Origin of the sequence: Pantoea sp. GM01 (assembly GCF_000282675.1) — a bacterium.
In the GTDB taxonomy this organism is placed as follows: Bacteria; Pseudomonadota; Gammaproteobacteria; order Enterobacterales; family Enterobacteriaceae; genus Pantoea; species Pantoea nemavictus.
The window spans coordinates 44,930-64,709 of sequence record NZ_AKIU01000026.1; the positions used below are offsets into that span (position 1 = coordinate 44,930).

At 52.0% G+C, this 19,780-nt stretch carries 17 protein-coding genes; 8 read left to right on the forward strand and 9 right to left on the reverse strand.

Annotated features, from left to right (window positions below; translation table 11 throughout):
* The first annotated feature begins 76 nt into the window (after positions 1 to 76).
* Together PMI17_RS05540 and queC are read left to right on the forward strand one after the other, a co-directional pair.
* Entirely contained in the window at positions 77 to 1,771 is a 1,695-nt protein-coding gene (locus PMI17_RS05540) for an SgrR family transcriptional regulator (protein WP_007886957.1), read from the forward strand.
* Positions 1,772 to 1,967: 196 nt separating this feature from the next.
* Positions 1,968 to 2,663, forward strand: coding sequence for a 7-cyano-7-deazaguanine synthase QueC (queC, locus tag PMI17_RS05545; protein ID WP_007886958.1), 696 nt, complete (start codon positions 1,968 to 1,970; stop codon positions 2,661 to 2,663).
* A gap of 37 nt (positions 2,664 to 2,700) precedes the next feature.
* Here queC and PMI17_RS05550 read toward each other — a convergent pair whose 3' ends face one another.
* The 9 genes from PMI17_RS05550 to bolA all read right to left on the reverse strand — a co-directional run bounded on the left by PMI17_RS05550 (position 2,701) and on the right by bolA (position 13,090).
* Positions 2,701 to 3,108 (reverse strand): YbgC/FadM family acyl-CoA thioesterase, encoded by a 408-nt coding sequence (locus PMI17_RS05550; protein WP_007886959.1) that lies wholly within the window; start codon positions 3,106 to 3,108, stop codon positions 2,701 to 2,703.
* Positions 3,109 to 3,209: 101 nt separating this feature from the next.
* Positions 3,210 to 3,533, reverse strand: a complete 324-nt coding sequence (locus PMI17_RS05555) for a ComEA family DNA-binding protein (protein ID WP_007886961.1) — start codon at positions 3,531 to 3,533, stop codon at positions 3,210 to 3,212.
* Positions 3,534 to 3,672: 139 nt separating this feature from the next.
* A complete protein-coding gene (gene ppiD, locus PMI17_RS05560; RefSeq protein ID WP_036620375.1) occupies positions 3,673 to 5,541 on the reverse strand; it encodes a peptidylprolyl isomerase in 1,869 nt (622 codons plus the stop codon).
* 237 nt (positions 5,542 to 5,778) lie between these two features.
* Complete coding sequence (hupB, locus tag PMI17_RS05565) at positions 5,779 to 6,051, reverse strand: nucleoid-associated protein HU-beta (protein ID WP_036620343.1); 273 nt, start codon at positions 6,049 to 6,051, stop codon at positions 5,779 to 5,781.
* Between the two features lie 213 nt (positions 6,052 to 6,264).
* Positions 6,265 to 8,619 carry an endopeptidase La gene (lon, locus tag PMI17_RS05570; RefSeq protein WP_007886968.1) on the reverse strand — a complete coding sequence of 785 codons (2,355 nt, stop codon included), beginning with the start codon at positions 8,617 to 8,619 and terminating at the stop codon, positions 6,265 to 6,267.
* A 188-nt stretch (positions 8,620 to 8,807) separates the two neighbouring features.
* The gene (gene clpX / locus PMI17_RS05575; protein ID WP_007886970.1) at positions 8,808 to 10,079 is read right to left on the reverse strand and encodes an ATP-dependent protease ATP-binding subunit ClpX; all 1,272 of its coding nucleotides are present in this window, start codon (positions 10,077 to 10,079) and stop codon (positions 8,808 to 8,810) included.
* A 129-nt stretch (positions 10,080 to 10,208) separates the two neighbouring features.
* Positions 10,209 to 10,832 carry an ATP-dependent Clp endopeptidase proteolytic subunit ClpP gene (gene clpP / locus PMI17_RS05580; RefSeq protein WP_007886971.1) on the reverse strand — a complete coding sequence of 208 codons (624 nt, stop codon included), beginning with the start codon at positions 10,830 to 10,832 and terminating at the stop codon, positions 10,209 to 10,211.
* 335 nt (positions 10,833 to 11,167) lie between these two features.
* Positions 11,168 to 12,472: a trigger factor gene (gene tig, locus PMI17_RS05585; RefSeq protein WP_007886973.1), complete on the reverse strand. Its 1,305-nt coding sequence runs from the start codon at positions 12,470 to 12,472 to the stop codon at positions 11,168 to 11,170.
* A gap of 300 nt (positions 12,473 to 12,772) precedes the next feature.
* Positions 12,773 to 13,090, reverse strand: a complete 318-nt coding sequence (gene bolA / locus PMI17_RS05590) for a transcriptional regulator BolA (RefSeq protein ID WP_176519194.1) — start codon at positions 13,088 to 13,090, stop codon at positions 12,773 to 12,775.
* A 264-nt stretch (positions 13,091 to 13,354) separates the two neighbouring features.
* On the opposite strand from bolA, the gene PMI17_RS05595 reads away from it, so the two are divergent.
* From PMI17_RS05595 to PMI17_RS05620, 6 genes are all read left to right on the forward strand, one after another.
* The gene (locus tag PMI17_RS05595; RefSeq protein WP_007886975.1) at positions 13,355 to 13,933 is read left to right on the forward strand and encodes a lipoprotein; all 579 of its coding nucleotides are present in this window, start codon (positions 13,355 to 13,357) and stop codon (positions 13,931 to 13,933) included.
* A gap of 54 nt (positions 13,934 to 13,987) precedes the next feature.
* On the forward strand, positions 13,988 to 15,475 hold the full coding sequence (gene ampG, locus PMI17_RS05600; protein WP_007886976.1) for a muropeptide MFS transporter AmpG: 1,488 nt from the start codon (positions 13,988 to 13,990) through the stop codon (positions 15,473 to 15,475).
* 438 nt (positions 15,476 to 15,913) lie between these two features.
* A complete protein-coding gene (gene cyoA, locus PMI17_RS05605; protein ID WP_007886978.1) occupies positions 15,914 to 16,840 on the forward strand; it encodes a cytochrome o ubiquinol oxidase subunit II in 927 nt (308 codons plus the stop codon).
* Positions 16,841 to 16,844: 4 nt separating this feature from the next.
* A complete protein-coding gene (gene cyoB, locus PMI17_RS05610) occupies positions 16,845 to 18,827 on the forward strand; it encodes a cytochrome o ubiquinol oxidase subunit I (RefSeq protein WP_007886984.1) in 1,983 nt (660 codons plus the stop codon).
* Positions 18,827 to 19,441, forward strand: a complete 615-nt coding sequence (locus tag PMI17_RS05615) for a cytochrome o ubiquinol oxidase subunit III (protein WP_007886985.1) — start codon at positions 18,827 to 18,829, stop codon at positions 19,439 to 19,441. Before cyoB ends, PMI17_RS05615 begins: the two co-directional genes overlap by 1 nt.
* Positions 19,441 to 19,770, forward strand: coding sequence for a cytochrome o ubiquinol oxidase subunit IV (locus PMI17_RS05620; RefSeq protein WP_007886986.1), 330 nt, complete (start codon positions 19,441 to 19,443; stop codon positions 19,768 to 19,770). Before PMI17_RS05615 ends, PMI17_RS05620 begins: the two co-directional genes overlap by 1 nt.
* Positions 19,771 to 19,780: the final 10 nt, after the last annotated feature.

The window sequence follows — 19,780 nt, forward strand, 5'->3', positions numbered from 1 at the left end:
AATGAGGTGGCTACTATCGCCTGGTAATTACGGAACTAATAGTGAATACTTTTTGAAAACTGTTCCGGGTTTAGCTATGCGCGAACTGCATCGGGTCAACCAATTTCAGCGTCTGTGGCAACTCAGCCACGGTGAAACACAACGTCTCAGCGTCGCTGTGATGGCACAGCACTGTTTTTGCAGTGAACGCCACGCGCGTACGCTGCTACGCCAATGGCAGGACGCGGGTTGGCTGCGCTGGCGCGCTGAATCCGGACGCGGCAAACAGGGCGAGCTGACTTTTCTGCTGTCGCCGGAGCAGCTGCGTCAGCAGTTGTTAACACGGCAACTTGATGCCGGTGAAGCGGTACAAGCCTTGCAAGTGCTGGATCTGCATCCCGATCGACTGGTGAAAATGCTGTGGCCGCTGATGGGCGGCCAATGGCAAAACCAGTCGCCGATTTTGCGCATCCCCTATTACCGCGCGATGGAACCGCTGCGTCCGCTGCAGCTGACCGGTCGCGCCGAGCAACATCTGGCGCGCCAGGTTTTCTCCGGGCTAACGCGCTTTCGCGATAACGATGTTGAAGGCGATATCGCTCACCATTGGCAGCACGATGCCAGCGGCCGTGAATGGTACTTCTGGCTGCGCCCGCAGCTCAGCTGGCATAACGATGAGCCGGTGCAAGCGGCGCAACTGGTCGAGCAGCTGCAACAGATCATGCAATCGCCGCGCGGTTCGCGCCTGCTGGCGGCAATTGAGCAAATTGAAGCCCCGCATCCGCTGGCGGTGCATATTCAACTGCGCGAAAGCGATTACTGGCTGCCGCAGCGGCTGGCGCATCAGTTCTGTTTGTTACCTCATCCTGAATTCGCTGATATTGGCAGCGGAGCATGGAAACTGACGCACTTCACCGCTGATCTGGTGCGGCTGGAGAGCCATGCGCGCTGGCATTTGCAGCGCCCGCTGATCCAGCGGATGGAATACTGGATCACGCCACAGCTGTTTGATCGTGATCTCGGCACCAGCTGTAGCCACCCGGTGCAAATCGCGATTGGCGATCCTGATGAACTGGATACGCTGCGGTCAGTAGATCGCAGCATAAGCCTCGGATTTTGCTATCTCGCACCGCGTATCTCTTCGCACTTCAGTGCCGACCAAGCCAAATCGCTGATTGCGCTGATTCAGCGTAGCGGCGTGATTCAGCAGTTGCCGCTGGATGAAGGCTTGATCACCCCAAGTCACGAACTGCTCCCCGGCTGGCCCGTACCGTTTGCAGAGTGCGACAACATTGCACTGCCGCCAGCTCTGACGCTGCATTACCATTTACCGGTCGAGTTGCATGTCATGGCACAAGCGCTGATCCCCCTGCTGGCGCAATACGGCTGCACCCTGACCTGCGTATTCCACGACGTAAAAAGCTGGCGCGACGATATCGATCTCAGTGAAGCTGATGTCGTGATGGGCGATCGGCTGATCGGCGATGCGCCGCTGTTCACATTGGTGAACTGGCTGGAGAACGATGCGGTATGGCAACCGCTGCGCGAAGACGTGCTGCAACAACCGCTCAGCGCTATCGCCCAGCAACCCAGCGCGGCGCTGCGTGGCGAGCAAACCCATCAACTGTTCCAGCATCTGATGCGCGCAGGTCATCTTCTGCCACTGTTTAACTATCGCTATCAGGTTTTTGCTCCGCCTGGCGTTGAGGGCATTCAACTCAACAGTTTGGGCTGGTTTGATTTCACCCGCGCCTGGATTCCGCCGCCAACCACAGCCAGCGTTACATCCTAAAAAATTCGAGTGGCAGAAAGGCGGCAAGTGGTTGAATTCCAGGAACTTACAGAAATAAGTGACCGGGGTGAACACGCGCAGCCAACGCATCTACCCAAGAGTAGGCGCCATGAAGGGACTTGAAGTATGACGGGTATACTGTTCAGTCCGCGTCTGAGCCAGTACCATAGGCGCACTGATTTTTGGGGAAGAAAAAATGAAAAGAGCCGTTGTGGTATTTAGTGGCGGACAAGACTCCACCACCTGTTTAATTCAGGCGCTGCAACATTATGATGAAGTGCATTGCGTCACCTTTGATTACGGCCAGCGTCATCGCGAAGAGATTGAGGTTGCGGCTGAGCTGTCACAAAAGCTCGGCGTACGTGCGCACAAAGTGCTGGATGTGACGCTGCTCAACGAGTTAGCCGTCAGCAGCCTGACACGCGATAATATTCCCGTACCGACGTATGATCCTAACGCCAGCGGTTTACCGAGTACCTTTGTGCCGGGCCGCAATATTCTGTTCCTGACGCTGGCATCAATTTATGCCTATCAGGTTGAAGCTGAGGCAGTCATCACCGGCGTATGTGAGACCGATTTCTCCGGTTATCCGGATTGCCGCGATGAGTTTGTTAAAGCCCTGAATAACGCCGTCAGTCTGGGAATGGCGCGCAATATTCGCTTTGAAACGCCGCTAATGTGGCTGAACAAAGCGGAGACCTGGGCGCTGGCAGATTACTGGCAGCAGTTGCCGTTGGTACGCGCCGAAACCCTCACCTGCTATAACGGCATTAAGGGCGATGGATGTGGCGAATGCGCAGCCTGTCATTTACGTGCCCGCGGCTTAGCCGAGTATCAGGAAAACACGTCAGCCGTGATGGCCGCGATGAAACAGAAAAGCGGCCTCAGCTGATTCAGATTGCGCTGTAAGCTGGCGTCATTGATGCCAGCTAATGACTCTCAAGCATCAACGCCGCCATACGATCTCGCAACTCCCCCTCCATCGGCACCGCTTTTTGCGTGCGTAAATCGATACAAACAAAGGTTAGCGCTGCGTCAGCCACCACCGAATTATCTTTCGCCAATAATACGCGCTGCGTGATCACACCACTTTTACCGCTTAGCTGAGATACTTCACTTTCAATATTCAGCACGTCGCCCAGCACTGCCGGACGACGATAGTTAATGTTGATATTCACCACCACAAACGCCAGCTGTTGCGCCATCAGCCAATGAAAGGCATCGACATCCTCCAGCCACTGCCAGCGCGCCTCTTCAAGAAACTCCAGATAGCGCGCGTTATTCACGTGCTGATAAACATCCAGATGATACCCGCGCACTTTAATTGTGGTTTGCATTGTTGCTCCTGTTCAGGCTGAGAATGACAACTGGTAAGACCTGTTGAGCATAGCACAGCCTGAATAGGGGCTTTTTCAATCCTTCAAAGTCGCGAGTCGCCTCACAGTTTAAGCCGAGCGCTGTTACGCTCTATCAATGCACTGCCGATGCCCGGCACCTCCTTGAGTTGCTCAATGGCAGTAAAGGGACCGTATTGCTCGCGATAACTCACTATCGCCTGCGCTTTCTTTAGTCCTATGCCATTCATGCCAGCAGCGAGCTGCTCAGCTGTGGCTGAATTAATGCTGACCTGCCCTTCCTGTGGCGTGGAAACTTGCGTTGCCTGTGTTTCGCTGGGGCTCTCGGCGGCCGCGAGCCCAGTGGTATAAACTGCGCCGCCCAGCGCCAGCGCAATACAGAGGGCATGAAACGTTGATTTAACCATGCTGTGTTTCTCCTTGTGTTTGACAGCAACAGCAGGGTGTCACAGCTAAAATCAACGCTCAAAAGGGCAATTCCAGAAATGGAAAAGGCCGCATAAGCGGCCTTTCGGTATTGCAGTGATTTAACTTTTTTTGTGAGGCTTACTGGTTTTGTGCAGCGGCGCCGTACTTAATCTTCGCCTCTTTACGCAGGTTTTCCAGCAGCGCTTCAAAGGCGATCTGCGCATTATTCTGCGTCACACCTTTCACCATCTCATCGGTCTGTGCCTGCGGCATATTGCCGGCGCTGACTTTATCCAGCGCCACCAGCACCACATTGCCTTGCATATCTTCGCTTACGCCCCACGACGGCTTATTGTCGGCAGGTTGTGGCAGATTGAAAGCTGACTGCGCAACCGGATCCTGTGCATTGCGGTCGAATGATTTGCTGGCGCTGAGCGTCAAGCCCGCAGCTTGCAGCGCATCTGCTTTACCGGCTTTCAGATCGGCCAGCAATTTGTCGGCCTGCGCTTTTGCCTGCTGCGTCGCTTTATCATGCTTCAGGGTATCCACAATCTGCGCTTTAACCTGATCCAACGGCTTCACCGCTTCCGGTTTATGCTCGCTGATACGCAAGACGAAGGCGCGATCGCCATCCACAGAAATGATGTCGGAGTTGTTACCCGGCGCACCATTCTGACCGACTAAACCACCGTTGAAGATCGCCTGCTTAACCGCATCGAAATTCAGCTCATCTGGCAAGTTATCGCGGGTGATCCAATTGGTTTCGACCACTTTCAGACCCGAAGCCTGTGCTGCGCCAGCCAGCGATTCATTATCATTGCTGGCCGCTTCGCTCACTTTCTGCTGAATTTTGTAGAAGGCATCCACCGCTTTCTCTTGCTTCACTTTGTCCGCAACGGCGTCATGCACTTCGGCCAGCGGCTTAACCTGCTCCGGCTGAATATCGTCCAGGCGCACCACGAGGTAGCCAACAGAAGACTTAATAGCACCCGACAGCTGGCCTTTCTGCGTCAGATTGGCATTTTTCAGCTCGTCTGGCGTAGTGCTCGGCTCCAGCCACCCCATATCGCCACCTTTACGCGCTGAGATTGGGTCAACTGATTTGCTTTTTGCCAGTGCAGCGAAATCTTCACCTTTTTTCAGGGCATCAACCACGGCGTTGGCATCGGCTTCAGTTTTGGTCTGAATCACGCTATAGCGATTGCGCTGCGGCTGTGAATAATCCGCTTTATGTTGGTCGTACCAGCTCTGAATATCTGCTTCGCTGGCCGTTTCCGTCATGCTAGCGGCATCCATTTTGATGTAGCTCACGCGGAACTGCTCAGGCGCCATAAAGCTGTTTTGATGTTGCTGATAATACTGACTGACTTCATCGTCACTGACGGTCTGTTTAGCCGCCAACGCGTTGACATCAATCACCGCCTGGCGCACTTCACGCTGCTGTGATACCAGATCCACCAGTTTGCTGGTTTCGCCTTTCAGCATGAAATCGGTATTGGCAATGGCGTTAATCAGCTGCTGCGTCGCCAGCTGCTTGCGCAGCGCTTCCGCATACTGGTCAGCGGTGAAGCCCATGCTGGTGATCAGGCCGCTGTATTTGGCGTTGTCGAACTTACCGTTGGTCTGGAAGGCTTTTTGATTGAAAATTGCCTGTTTCACCTGATCATCGCTGATGCCAATGTGCAGATCTTTGATGTATTGATCGAGCAGTGCCTGATCAATCAGCTGTGACAGCGCCTGCTGACGCATCTGCTGCATATAGCCTTCGTTGCTGGCTAGCTGTGAGAACTGATCGCCCAGCATCTGCTGCTGACGATTGCGCTCATTGTTATAACCCTGCTCCAGCTCCGCACGGCTGATCTCATGGCCGTTAACTTTCGCGGCATAATCGCTGCCGCCGCCAATCAGGTAGTTGCCCACCCCGGTGAGTACAAAAGACAGGATGATCAATCCCAGAATAATCTTGAGCACGACATGATTCGACGCCGCGCGTAAATTGTCCATCATGGTATGACAACACTCCGCTGTAGTGTGAATGTAAAGCTTTAACACGATGTCATCATCGTGCAACTGCTGTTCAGGCTGGCAGTTGGCAACCATGCGGAGACAACAACCAAAGGCCATCGCCGCGCATCAAGAATAAAAAAGGCACATCAAAAATGATGTGCCCGTATGTTACATGAGAACGGCTTTTGCGTCCTCAATCCATGGAAGAAATTGCTTCAATGGATAGATCAGCGGTCATTAATTGACGGAATCTTTCAGTGCTTTACCTGCACGGAAGCCCGGAACTTTACCAGCCGGGATGGTGAGTTCTTTACCCGTTTGTGGGTTACGGCCTGTACGAGCTGCACGCTCACGTACAGAGAAAGTACCGAAACCAACCAGTGCCACTTCATCACCGCCTTTCAGAGCTTCGGTAACGGACTCCATGAATGCATCTAATACACGTCCCGCTGCTGCTTTAGAAATGTCAGCGTCTGCAGCAATTTTGTCGATCAACTGTGACTTATTCACTCTCTTCATCCCCTCTTTTATTATTCACATCGCACCCGCGCTTCCCGCCCGGTGCGAACGCGCAGCAAGTTATATCAAGCCTGTGGAGCCGAAACAACGGTATTCATCTTAATCGTTGATCCAGCAGCCCACTAAGTTAGCGGCACAAAAAAAAGCTGGCAAGCAACAATTTGCCTGCCAGCTTCGCTTTTTAGCGGTTTATGTCGCTAATCACTATTTTGCGGTCGCAACCTGCATACCATATGGCGCATTTTCCAGTGCCAGGTTCAGCACCTCTTCAATACGCTTCACCGGATGAATCTCCAGATCGGCAATCACGTTCTGTGGAATATCTTCCAGATCGCGCTTGTTTTCATCGGGAATCAGTACCGTTTTAATGCCACCACGATGCGCTGCGAGCAACTTCTCTTTCAGTCCGCCAATCGGCAGAACCAAGCCACGCAGGGTGATTTCGCCCGTCATCGCCACGTCAGAACGTACCGGGTTACCGGTTAAGCATGAGACCAGCGCGGTGCACATGGCGATACCGGCGCTTGGGCCATCTTTCGGCGTCGCACCTTCTGGCACATGGACGTGAATGTCACGTTTCTCGTAGAAATCAGCATTGATGCCCAGTTTCTCCGCACGCGCACGCACTACAGTCAGCGCCGCCTGAATCGATTCCTGCATCACTTCGCCCAGCGAACCGGTGTAAGTCAGCTTACCTTTGCCAGGTACGCAGGCAGTTTCGATGGTCAGCAGATCGCCGCCCACTTCCGTCCACGCCAGACCGGTCACCTGACCAACACGGCTTTCGCTCTCTGCACGACCATAATCAAAGCGCTGCACGCCAAGGAAATCCTTGAGATTATCACCGTTGATCACGATGTGTTTTTTCGATTTGTCCATCAGCAGCGTTTTCACCGCTTTACGGCACAGCTTGGAGAGTTCGCGCTCCAGACTACGCACGCCCGCTTCACGGGTGTAATAGCGAATGATACCTACAATGGCACTGTCGTCGACGGTGATCTCTTTGTCTTTCAGCGCATTACGTTCAATCTGTTTCGGCAGCAAATGTTGCTTAGCGATATTCAGCTTTTCATCTTCGGTATAACCCGAAAGACGAATCACTTCCATACGGTCAAGCAGCGGCGCTGGGATGTTCATGGAGTTGGAGGTCGCCACGAACATCACGTCAGAAAGATCGTAATCGACTTCCAGATAGTGATCGTTGAACGCGATGTTCTGCTCGGGATCCAGCACCTCAAGCAGCGCTGAAGCCGGATCGCCGCGCATGTCGGACGACATTTTGTCGATCTCATCCAACAGGAACAGCGGGTTCTTCACGCCAACTTTCGCCATTTTTTGGATCAGCTTACCGGGCATAGAGCCAATGTAGGTACGACGATGTCCGCGAATTTCCGCTTCATCGCGTACGCCACCCAGCGCCATACGCACATATTTGCGTCCGGTTGCCTTCGCAATCGACTGGCCCAGCGAGGTTTTACCTACGCCTGGCGGTCCAACGAGACACAGAATCGGTCCTTTGATTTTGCTGACGCGACTCTGCACCGCAAGATACTCAAGGATGCGGTCTTTAACACGCTCCAGACCATAATGGTCAATATCCAGCGTCTCTTGCGCTTTACGCAGGTCTTTTTTCACCTTGCTGCGCGCGACCCATGGAACCTGAACCATCCAGTCAATATAGCCACGAACCACGGTCGCTTCTGCTGACATCGGCGACATCATCTTCAGCTTTTGTAACTCAGCTTCAGCTTTTTCACGCGCTTCGGTCGGCATTTTAGCCGCTTCAATCTTACGTTTCAGCGCCTCGTATTCATCGGGCGCGTCATCCATTTCGCCCAGCTCTTTCTGAATGGCTTTCATTTGCTCATTCAGATAGTACTCACGCTGGCTTTTCTCCATCTGCTTTTTAACGCGGTTGCGAATACGCTTCTCAACCTGCAGCAGATCGATTTCTGATTCCATCATCGCCATCAGATATTCCAGACGTTCATTCACGTCGGACATCTCCAGCACCGACTGTTTATCAGCCAGTTTCAGCGGCATATGCGCTGCTACGGTGTCGGCCAATCGGGCCGCATCGTCAATGCTGTTGAGGGAAGTTAATACCTCAGGCGGGATCTTTTTATTCAGCTTGATATAGCCTTCAAACTGGTTGATGGCCGTGCGCACCAGCACTTCCTGTTCGCGCTCTTCAATTTCCGGCGAGACCAGATATTCAGCCTGGGCAACAAAATGGTCGCCATTATCAGCTAACGTGGTGATGTGCGCGCGCTGTAAACCTTCAACCAGCACTTTTACCGTGCCGTCTGGAAGTTTCAGCATCTGCAATACAGAAGCGACGGTCCCTACTGAGAAGAGATCGTTAATGCCAGGTTCATCCGTTGAAGCCTCTTTCTGTGCAACCAGCATGATCTTTTTATCATGATCCATCGCGGCTTCGAGGCACCGAATCGATTTTTCCCGGCCAACAAACAACGGAATTACCATGTGCGGATAAACCACCACGTCGCGCAACGGCAACACGGGGATTTCAATGCGTTCAGAACGCTCAGGATTCATAGAGCTCTCTCTTAGTTTAATGTCCGCCAGGTGATGGGTACCGCGCAATAGAGGTTTTGCAGTTAAACCCACAGGATATTGAGTATATGGGGATGCTTGTACGACATTCAATGTCACTGGCGAGAGAAAAACAAAAGGGGAAAGATTTTTCCCCTTTTTTAAGATAACAACGCGGTGCGATTGTTTATTTATTCGCCAGAAGCCTGGGCTTCGTGCTTTCCATAAATCAACATCGGCTCGGATTGACCATCAATTACTGACTCATCAATCACCACTTTTTCAACGTCATCCATTGATGGCAAGTCATACATGGTTTCGAGTAACGCACCTTCCACGATGGAACGCAGACCACGTGCACCGGTTTTACGTGACATCGCTTTTTTAGCAATTGCCGTTAAAGCTTCGTCACGGAATTCCAGCTCTACACCTTCCAGATTGAACAACGCCTGATACTGTTTGGTCAGCGCATTCTTCGGCTCACGCAGAATCTGAATCAGCGCCTCTTCACTCAACTCGCTCAGCGTTGCTACGACGGGCAGACGACCAATGAATTCAGGAATCAGGCCAAACTTGATCAGATCTTCTGGCTCAACCTGCGACAACAATTCGCCTTCGCTCGCCTTCTGAGATTTGCCCTTCACGGTTGCGCCGAAGCCGATACCGGATCCGGTTTCAACACGTTGAGAAATCACTTTGTCGAGACCGGCAAATGCACCACCACAGATGAACAGAATCTTAGAGGTATCAACCTGCAAGAATTCCTGCTGTGGATGTTTGCGTCCGCCCTGCGGCGGTACAGCAGCCACGGTGCCTTCAATCAGTTTCAGCAGCGCTTGCTGCACGCCTTCGCCCGATACGTCACGGGTGATCGATGGGTTGTCAGACTTACGAGAAATCTTATCGATTTCATCAATGTAGACAATACCGCGCTGCGCTTTCTGCACGTCGTAATCACACTTCTGCAGCAGCTTCTGGATGATGTTCTCAACATCCTCACCCACATAACCGGCTTCGGTCAGCGTGGTGGCATCGGCCATGGTAAATGGCACATCCAGTAAACGCGCCAGCGTTTCTGCCAGCAATGTTTTACCGCTACCGGTTGGACCGATCAGCAAAATGTTACTTTTGCCCAGTTCGATGCCATTACTGGTATCGCCATTGCGCAGGCGTTTGTAGTGGTTATACACCGCTACTGCCAACACTTTCTTCGCCCTTTCCTGACCAATTACATAATCATCAAGATGATGGCGGATTTCGTGCGGCGTCGGCAGTGAACTGCGCTCGCGATGCGGCGCTACTTCCTTAATCTCTTCACGAATGATGTCGTTGCAGAGATCAACGCACTCATCGCAAATGTACACTGACGGCCCGGCAATTAGCTTACGGACTTCATGCTGGCTTTTGCCGCAGAAAGAGCAGTACAGCAACTTACCTGAACCGTCTTTGCGCTTATCTGTCATCAGCTAACCTCTTTTCTTTCTCAGACCAAATTTGTTGTACGGCGCTGGCCGTACATCAACGGCCGATATGCATTCAACCCATCTGCCTGCTTCCCGTTAACTATAGCGTAAGGGGCAGACAGATGTGTCTTATTGGCGATGCGTCAGAATAGAATCGACTAAGCCATACTCTACCGCTTCGCCCGCAGAGAGGAAACGATCGCGCTCGGTGTCGCGTTCGATCTCTTCCAGCGACTTGCCGGTATGCTCAGCCATTAACTCATTCATACGCTGCTTCACTTTCAAAATTTCGCGCGCATGGATTTCGATATCCGTCGCCTGGCCCTGATAACCGCCTAACGGCTGATGAATCATCACACGTGAATTAGGTAGGCAGAAACGTTTGCCTTTGGTGCCCGCAGTCAGCAGGAACGCACCCATTGAACAAGCCTGACCCATACAGATGGTACTAACGTCGGGCTTGATAAATTTCATGGTGTCATAAATCGACATCCCAGCAGTAATCACGCCGCCAGGCGAGTTAATGTAGAGGTAAATGTCTTTTTCAGGATTCTCAGCTTCCAGAAACAGCATCTGCGCCACGATCAGGTTAGCCATATGATCTTCAACCTGACCGGTCAGGAAGATCACACGCTCTTTGAGCAGGCGAGAGTAGATGTCGTAAGAACGCTCGCCGCGCGAGGTTTGTTCGACCACCATTGGCACCAGCGCCATGTGCGGTGCAGTAAATTCACGATCGCCACTGTATGACATTACCGTCTCCTGATAAATTTCATTGGCAACATTCTGTACCGATTTTACGTAAGCCGCGGCAGGAACACTACGTGCCACGGTCTCAAACCGAGATATCGACACGGTTAATCAGTCAGTCTCACTGTTTTCATGCATTCTCCCTGTATCTGGGGATGCTGCCCAGTTGTTTCAAGCATAACAACCTTTTGCCCATTCGCTAACACGGAAAAAGAGCTTAGCGGATAATTTGCCGATTAATTAAGCAAATAGAGGACAAATCTGCGCACATCACGCCAGAAACGAAAAAGCCCGCGACTTTTCAGTCACGGGCTTAGCACTTACGGTTAACTTACGAATCAGGCCGCTGAGGTCTGGTTCATCAGTTCCTGGAAGTTAGTGGCTTTGTCAGTAACTTTGGCTTTGGCCAGAACTGCTTCAACCGCTTGCTCTTCCAGAGCCACGTTGCGCATGTTGTTCATCAGCTCGCTGTTTTTGCTGTAGAACTCAATCACTTCCTGCGGATCTTCATACGCAGAAGCCATCTCTTCGATCAGCGTTTTAACGCGATCTTCATCAGCCTGCAGTTCGTTGATGCGAATCACTTCGCCCAACAGCAGGCCAACAACTACGCGACGTTTAGCCTGCTCTTCGAACAGTTCACGTGGCAGTTCCAGCGCTTGCTTCTCGTTGCCACCAAAACGCTGTGCTGCCTGACGGCGCAGAACGTCGATTTCGCTGTCGATCAGCGCAACCGGAACATCGATGTCGTTGGCGTTAACCAGACCGTCGATTGCCTGAGTCTTCACGCGATTGCGGATAGCACCTTTCAGCTCGCGATCCATGTTCTTACGCACTTCAGCACGTAGACCGGCAATTGAACCATCTTCCACGCCAAAGCGCTTGATGAACTCTTCTGTCAGCTCTGGCAGCTCACGGGTTTCAACTTTCTTCAGCACGATTTCGAACTTCGCGTCTTTCCCTTTCAGGTTTTCAGCGTGGTAATCGTCTGGGAATTTCACGTCGATAGTGAAGGTTTCGCCGGCTTTATGGCCAACAACGCCCTCTTCGAAGCCTGGGATCATACGGCCCTGGCCCATTGCCAGCACGAAGTCAGAGGCTTTGCCGCCTTCAAACTCTTCGCCGTCAACAGAACCGCTAAAGTCGATGGTTGCGCGATCTTCAGCAGTCGCTGCAGCATCGCTCTCTTTCCAGGTCGCCTGCTGCTTCTGCAGGGTTTCCAGCATGGTATCAACGTCAGCGTCAGTCACTTCTACTACTGGCTTCTCGACTTCGATGGCATCCAGGCCTTTCAGCTCAACTTCTGGATACACTTCGAACTCAACCGCGTAGGTGAAATCTTCGCCTTCTTTATATTCGCCCGGCACATAGTTTGGTGCGCCAGCCGGATTGATTTTCTCTTTGATGATGGCGTCAACGAAGTTGCGCGTCATCAGCTCGCCCAGCACGTCCTGGCGAACAGAAGCACCGTAGCGCTGAGAAATGATGTGTGCCGGCACTTTGCCTTTACGGAAACCGTCGATACGGACTTTCTTAGCCACTTCCACCAGTTCTTTCTTCACTGCGCTCTCGATGCTGTCAGCTGCAACAGTAATCGAAATGCGACGGCCCAGACCCTGAGTGGTTTCTACTGAAACTGTCATCTTGTTACCTCAAAAAATCACGTGCTCGGTCAACTTCAGACACCACACATAAATGCGCCGTATCCAACAACCGGGACGGCCTCTGCAGGCAGAACCTAATCCCTGTTACCAGAAGCGTCCCGAAGACATTCCGGAAAAATAGACGCCGCATTATAGCGGCATCGCTGGAATGAGTCGAGGCTGCAAACTCACCACTTTTTGGCGGTTTTGCTGCTTTTTTGCGCCGTAGATCGCGTTTGGAGGGAATAAATGAAAAGAAAACGGCCCGCAGGCCGTTTTGAGGAAGGTGATGAAATGAATTCAGGCAAGGGTTCCTGCACCGCGACAATTGGGTGAGGCCAGAACCGTATCCTGCAATCCATCCCACTCTTTTTGCGTGTAAGTATGCAGTGCCAGCGCGTGTACGCTGCCCGCTAACTCGGCTGCCAGTTCACCATAAATGGCGCGATGGCGTTGCAGAAAGCGCTGACCGGTAAATCGATCGCTGACTATCACCACTTTAAAGTGACTTTCAGAACCGGCGGGCACGTTATGACGGTAGCTTTCATCGTGCACTTCAAGATGTGCAGGCTCGAAAGCGTTACGCAACTTTTCTTCTATTTGTTCGCGAATCATGATTAACACTCCTCTCCGGCGAGCGCTGTGCCCATCTGTTTAAATATTAGTAGGTTTTTCGCCGCTTCCGCGGGTTAGCCGCAAATAAATCCCTCGACGCTGCGCATAGTAACCCGCTTATGCTTCAGGTCAACCGGGCGGCATTTCTGCACGTCTGAAAAAAGCCTTTACAATCAATTTCCATTGGCCCGGGGCTTTTTTCACCGCTGCGCAATGCTATGATGGCCGCAGTTTTGCAAACCAACCTATATGCTAACGAGAATGAGTATGTTGAAAAAACTGTTATTCCCTCTGCTGGCTGCTTTTATTTTGGCCGGCTGTGCCAGCAACAACACCACGTTGGATATTCAACCGAAGATTCAACTGCCGCAGCAAGATCCAAGTCTGATGGGCGTTACCATCAGTGTTAACGGTGCCGATCAACGTTCCGATCAGGCGCTGGCGAAAGTCAACCGCGATGGTCAACTGATTACGCTGACGCCTTCACGCGACCTGCGCTTCCTGCTGCAGGAAGTGTTGGAGAAGCAGATGACGTCACGCGGTTATATGATCGGCCCAAGCGGTGCGGTAGATCTGCAAATTGTGGTGAACGGTCTATATGCTGATGTAACACAGGGCAACGTGCGCTATAGCATTACGACTAAAGCCGATATCTCCATCATCGCTACCGCGAAAAACGGCAACAAGCAGGTGAAAAACTATCGCCAGACTTACAGCGTAGAAGGTGCGTTTACCGCTACCAACGCGAAGATCACCAACGCGGTTAACTCAACGCTGAGTGACGTGATTGCTGATATGGCGCAGGACACCAGCGTTCACAACTTCATTAAGCAGAACGCCCGCTAATTTCCGCAGTAATTTGCCCGGTCACTTCTGGCCGGGCTTCATTCCAGGTTGGCTATGACATCTCATTATCTGCGTATTTTTACCCAACGTAATGCGGCGGTATTGCTGCTGCTCGGTTTTGCCTCTGGCTTACCACTGGCGTTAACCGCCGGGACGTTACAGGCGTGGATGACGGTTGAGAACGTTGACCTGAAAACGATTGGTTTCTTCTCCCTTGTCGGCCAGGCTTACGTATTTAAGTTTCTGTGGTCGCCGATGATGGATCGCTATACGCCGCCGTTTCTTGGCCGGCGTCGCGGCTGGCTGCTGGTCACTCAGCTGGCACTGATTGGCGGCATTATTGCCATGGGCTTTATGCAACCCTCGCGTGACTTAACGCTGCTGGCGGCGTTGGCGGTTTTGGTGGCGTTCTGTTCGGCTTCGCAGGATATCGTGTTTGATGCCTGGAAAACCGACGTGCTACCGCCGGAAGAGCGCGGCAGCGGCGCGGCCATCACCGTGCTAGGTTATCGTCTGGCGATGCTGATTTCGGGCGGACTCGCGCTTTGGTTAGCGGATCGCTATCTCGGCTGGCAAGCCACGTACTGGCTGATGGCGCTGTTGATGGTGCCAGGGCTGATCGCGACATTACTGGCTAAAGAGCCGACAATGCCAGCGCGTGAACCACATTCATTACGTCAGGCAGTAACGTTCCCGCTTAAAGACTTCTTCCAGCGTAACAATGCCTGGCTGCTGATCACCCTGATTATCCTTTATAAGCTCGGCGATGCGTTTGCCGCTTCGCTCACCACCACATTCCTGATTCGCGGCGTGGGTTTCAGCGCCGGCGACGTCGGACTGGTCAACAAAACGCTCGGCTTGCTTGCTACAATTATTGGCGCGCTATATGGCGGCGTGCTGATGCAGCGCTTAAGTCTGTTCCGTGCATTAATGATTTTCGGCGTGCTACAAGCTGTCTCAAACTTTGCTTACTGGCTATTGGCCGTGACGCCTCCGCATCTTGGGAGTATGGCCAGCGCGGTCTTCATTGAAAACCTGTGCGGCGGTATGGGCACAGCGGCTTTTGTCGCCTTGTTAATGACACTGTGTAATAAATCCTTCTCCGCCACCCAGTTCGCGCTGCTCTCGGCCCTTTCGGCGGTAGGACGCGTTTACGTTGGCCCTGCAGCCGGTTGGCTGGTTGAGCTTTGGGGCTGGCCAGCTTTTTATGCCTTTACGGTATTTGCCGGTGTGCCGGGTTTGCTGCTGTTGTGGCTATGTCGCGGCACGTTACATAGCATCCAGCAAAGTGGTGAGTTTGTGATGCGCAGCTTATGGCCGCAAGGCTACCGCTGGACGGTACGCCTATTTAGTGTTGGCTGTGGCCTGCTGGCGTTATGGCTGCTGGCGTTGGCGCTTAATGCCAGCGGAGTTTTGCCAATCAACGCGCTGCTTACGCCGATGTTTGAAGCCGGCATGGCATTTGCCCTGTTGGCCGTTGCACTCGGCGTAATTTTGGACAGTTTGGCATTAAGAAAAATGTCGCCGGGCAATCACCGTTAACTCATCGCTATTTGTGAATGACAAATAAATGGCGCAAAAAATATTAGGAACTGATTTTACCAATAGCATTTTTTTTAACGCGAATTAGAAACATTAAATTAACAACTTCGCGGTAATATTTAAATCCGGTGAGCAATTAGTTTGTATTAAACTCATCGCAAAAATGATACAGAAATGTTAAATAAATGAGCATTAAGAGTACGGTTTATACTTTCCCTGATTTTTCTGCGGTTTCTACCATTGTTTTTTGTTATATTAACGCCAACTGCTTGTCGCAGTTAATAATTTGTCACCCTGCGTAACATCTGTGACACCCTTAGCAAAAGGTGTCAACAGCCTTCTGACACATCCTTATGCTGGTTTACACTGCATAAACCTTCCCGTAAAATGCGCGCACACTTAAACGACAATAGAGCCCTTTGTCATTGAGGTCGTTAAATGAGACTCAGTAAATACAATAAAAGTTTGGGGATTTTGTCATTAATTGCAGGCGCTGTATTACTCAGTGGCTGCGATAGTGCGTTGTTAAATCCCAAAGGACAGATTGCACTGGAGCAGCGTTCGTTGATTCTGACAGCTTTTGGCTTGATGATGATCGTCGTTATCCCGGCAGTCTTCATGGCAGTATTTTTTGCCTGGAAATATCGGGCAACCAATACTAATGCAACCTATAGCCCTAACTGGTCACACTCGAACAAAGTGGAAGCCGTGGTCTGGACCATTCCGATCCTGATCATTATCTTCCTCGGCGTTTTGACCTGGAAATCAACCCACGCGCTGGAGCCGAGCAAACCGCTGGTTTCTGACGTTAAACCGGTTGAGATTGATGTAGTGGCGCTGGACTGGAAATGGCTGTTCATTTACCCGGAACAGGGTATTGCTACCGTTAACCAGATTGCCTTCCCGGCAAATACTCCGGTGAACTTCAAAATCACCTCCAACTCCGTGATGAACTCCTTCTTTATTCCTACTCTCGGCAGCCAGATTTATGCAATGGCCGGTATGCAGACCAAACTGCATCTGATCGCCAACGAGCCAGGAACATTTGACGGTATCTCTGCGAACTTCAGTGGTCGTGGTTTCTCTGGTATGAAATTCAAAGCCATTGCAACTAAAGACGATGCGGAATTCCAGCAGTGGGTTGCCAAAGTTAAAGCGGCACCTAACGCGCTGAACACCATGGATGATTTCGAGAAACTGGCTACGCCAAGCGAAAATCACCCGGTGGAATATTTCTCTACGACGAATCCAGAACTGTTCAAGCAAGTTATTGATAAGTTCAAGATGAGCCACGGGAAGATGGACATGCCACAGCATGAAGGTATGGACATGAGTCACGCCGCTTCCGCGGGAGCCGAGGAATAATACGATGTTCGGAAAATTAACACTGGATGCAGTGCCATACCACGAACCCATTATCGTGGTTACGGTCGCCGCTATCATCTTAGGTGGTCTGGCGCTGGTTGCGGCCATCACCTATTTTGGTAAGTGGCAGTACCTGTGGTCTGAATGGTTCACCTCCATTGACCACAAAAAACTGGGTATCATGTACATCATCATGGCATTCGTCATGTTGCTGCGCGGCTTTGCCGATGCGGTAATGATGCGTACTCAACAAGTGATGGCTTCCGCTGGGGAAGCCGGCATTCTACCGCCGCACCACTACGACCAGATCTTCACCGCTCACGGCGTGATCATGATCTTCTTCGTGGCGATGCCATTCGTGGTAGGTCTGATGAACATCGCGGTACCGCTGCAAATCGGTGCACGTGACGTTGCCTTCCCGTTCCTGAACAACCTGAGCTTCTGGTTTACCGCGATCGGTGTAATCCTGGTGAACATCTCTCTGGGTGTGGGCGAGTTCGCACAGACCGGCTGGTTGGCTTATCCGCCGCTTTCCGGGGTGGAGTACAGTCCTGGCGTCGGGGTCGATTACTGGATCTGGAGTCTCCAGCTGTCCGGTATCGGTACCACACTGACCGGTATCAACTTCTTCGTTACCATTCTGAAGATGCGTGCACCGGGCATGGACCTGTTCAAAATGCCGGTATTCACCTGGGCATCACTGTGTACTAACGTCCTGATCATCGCTGCGTTCCCGGTACTGACCGTTACGCTGGCACTGTTGACACTTGACCGTTACCTTGGCTTCCATTTCTTCACCAATGAAATGGGCGGTAACATGATGATGTACGTCAACCTGATTTGGGTCTGGGGTCACCCGGAAGTATACATCCTGGTTCTGCCGGTGTTTGGTGTCTTCGCTGAAGTCACTGCGACCTTCTCTAAAAAGCGTCTGTTCGGTTACACCTCTCTGGTGTGGGCGACCATCGCGATTACCGTACTGTCGTTCATCGTTTGGCTGCACCACTTCTTCACCATGGGTGCGGGTGCAAACGTAAACGCCTTCTTCGGTATCATGACGATGATCATCGCTATCCCGACCGGCGTGAAAATCTTCAACTGGCTGTTCACCATGTATCAGGGTCGCGTTGAGTTCCACTCAGCGATGCTGTGGACCATCGGCTTCCTGGTTACCTTCTCTATTGGTGGTATGACAGGTGTTCTGCTGGCGGTTCCGGGTGCGGACTTCATTCTGCACAACAGCCTGTTCCTGATCGCGCACTTCCATAACGTTATTATCGGTGGTGTGGTGTTCGGTTGTATGGCTGGCGTGACCTATTGGTTCCCGAAAGCATTCGGCTTCACGCTAAATGAAAAATGGGGTATCCGCGCGTTCTGGTTCTGGATCATCGGCTTCTTCGTGGCATTTATGCCGCTGTATGCGCTGGGCTTCATGGGTATGACGCGTCGTATCAGCCAGGACATCGATCCACAGTTCCACTCACTGCTGGTTGTTGCAGCAGGCGGTGCGGCGCTGATCGCTTGCGGTATTCTGTGCCAGCTGACCCAATTCTACGTTTCTGTGCGTGACCGCGACCAGAACCGTGACCTGACCGGTGACCCGTGGGGTGGACGTACGCTGGAGTGGGCAACCTCTTCACCGCCGCCGTTCTACAACTTTGCCGTTATCCCACATATCCACGAGCGTGATGCGTTCTGGGAAATGAAAGAGAAAGGCGAAGCGTACAAGCAGCCAGAAAAATATGAAGAAATTCATATGCCGAAAAACAGCGGCGCAGCTGTTGTTATCGCGGCCCTGATGACTGTGTTCGGTTTCGCAATGATCTGGCATATCTGGTGGCTGGCTGGCCTCACATTCGTAGGTACTATCGTGACCTGGATTGTGAAGAGCTTCGATGAAGACGTGGATTACTACGTACCGGTTGCCGAAGTCGAGCAGATCGAGAAGAAGCACTTTGACGAAATCAGCAAAGCAGGTCTGAAATAATGTCAACTGAAACTGCAAAACACCACCACGACGCCCATGCGGAGCATGGGCATCACGATGCAGGAGCCAATAAAGTCTTTGGCTTCTGGATCTACCTGATGAGTGACTGCATTATCTTCGCAACCCTGTTTGCGACCTATGCAGTTATGGTCAATAACACTGCCGGTGGCCCGGCAGGTAAAGACATCTTCGAACTGCCGTTCGTACTGGTCGAAACCGCGCTGCTGCTGCTCAGCTCCATTACCTATGGTATGGCAGTGATCGCGATGAACAACCAGAACAAGGGTTCGGTCATCAGCTGGTTAGCCCTGACCTTCCTGTTCGGTGCGGGCTTCATCGGGATGGAAATCTATGAATTCCATCACCTGATCAAGGAAGGCTTCGGTCCTGACCGCAGCGGCTTCCTGTCAGCGTTCTTTACGCTGGTCGGCACGCACGGTCTGCACGTGACCTCTGGTCTGATCTGGATGGCAGTGATGATGTTCCAGATTTCTAAACGTGGTCTGACTGCAACCAATCGCACCCGTATCATGTGCCTTAGCTTGTTCTGGCACTTCCTGGATGTGGTTTGGATCTGCGTATTCACCGTTGTCTACCTGATGGGAGCCATGTAATGAGTCATTCTGTTAACGAGCATGGCGCTTCGCACGGTAGCGTGAAGTCTTACATGATCGGCTTCGTCCTCTCGATCATCCTGACCGGTATTCCGTTCTGGATGGTAATGGATGGCGGCGCTTCACACGGCACTATTCTGGGTGTGGTTCTGGTGTGTGCGGTGGTTCAGGTGCTGGTTCACCTGGTCTACTTCCTGCACTTAGACAGCAAATCAGAAGGTGGCTGGAACATGGTGGCCATTGTCTTCTCAGCACTCATCATCTTGATTGTTGTCGTAGGCTCACTGTGGATTATGTGGAACCTCAACTACAACATGATGGCCCACTAAAGAGTCGTGT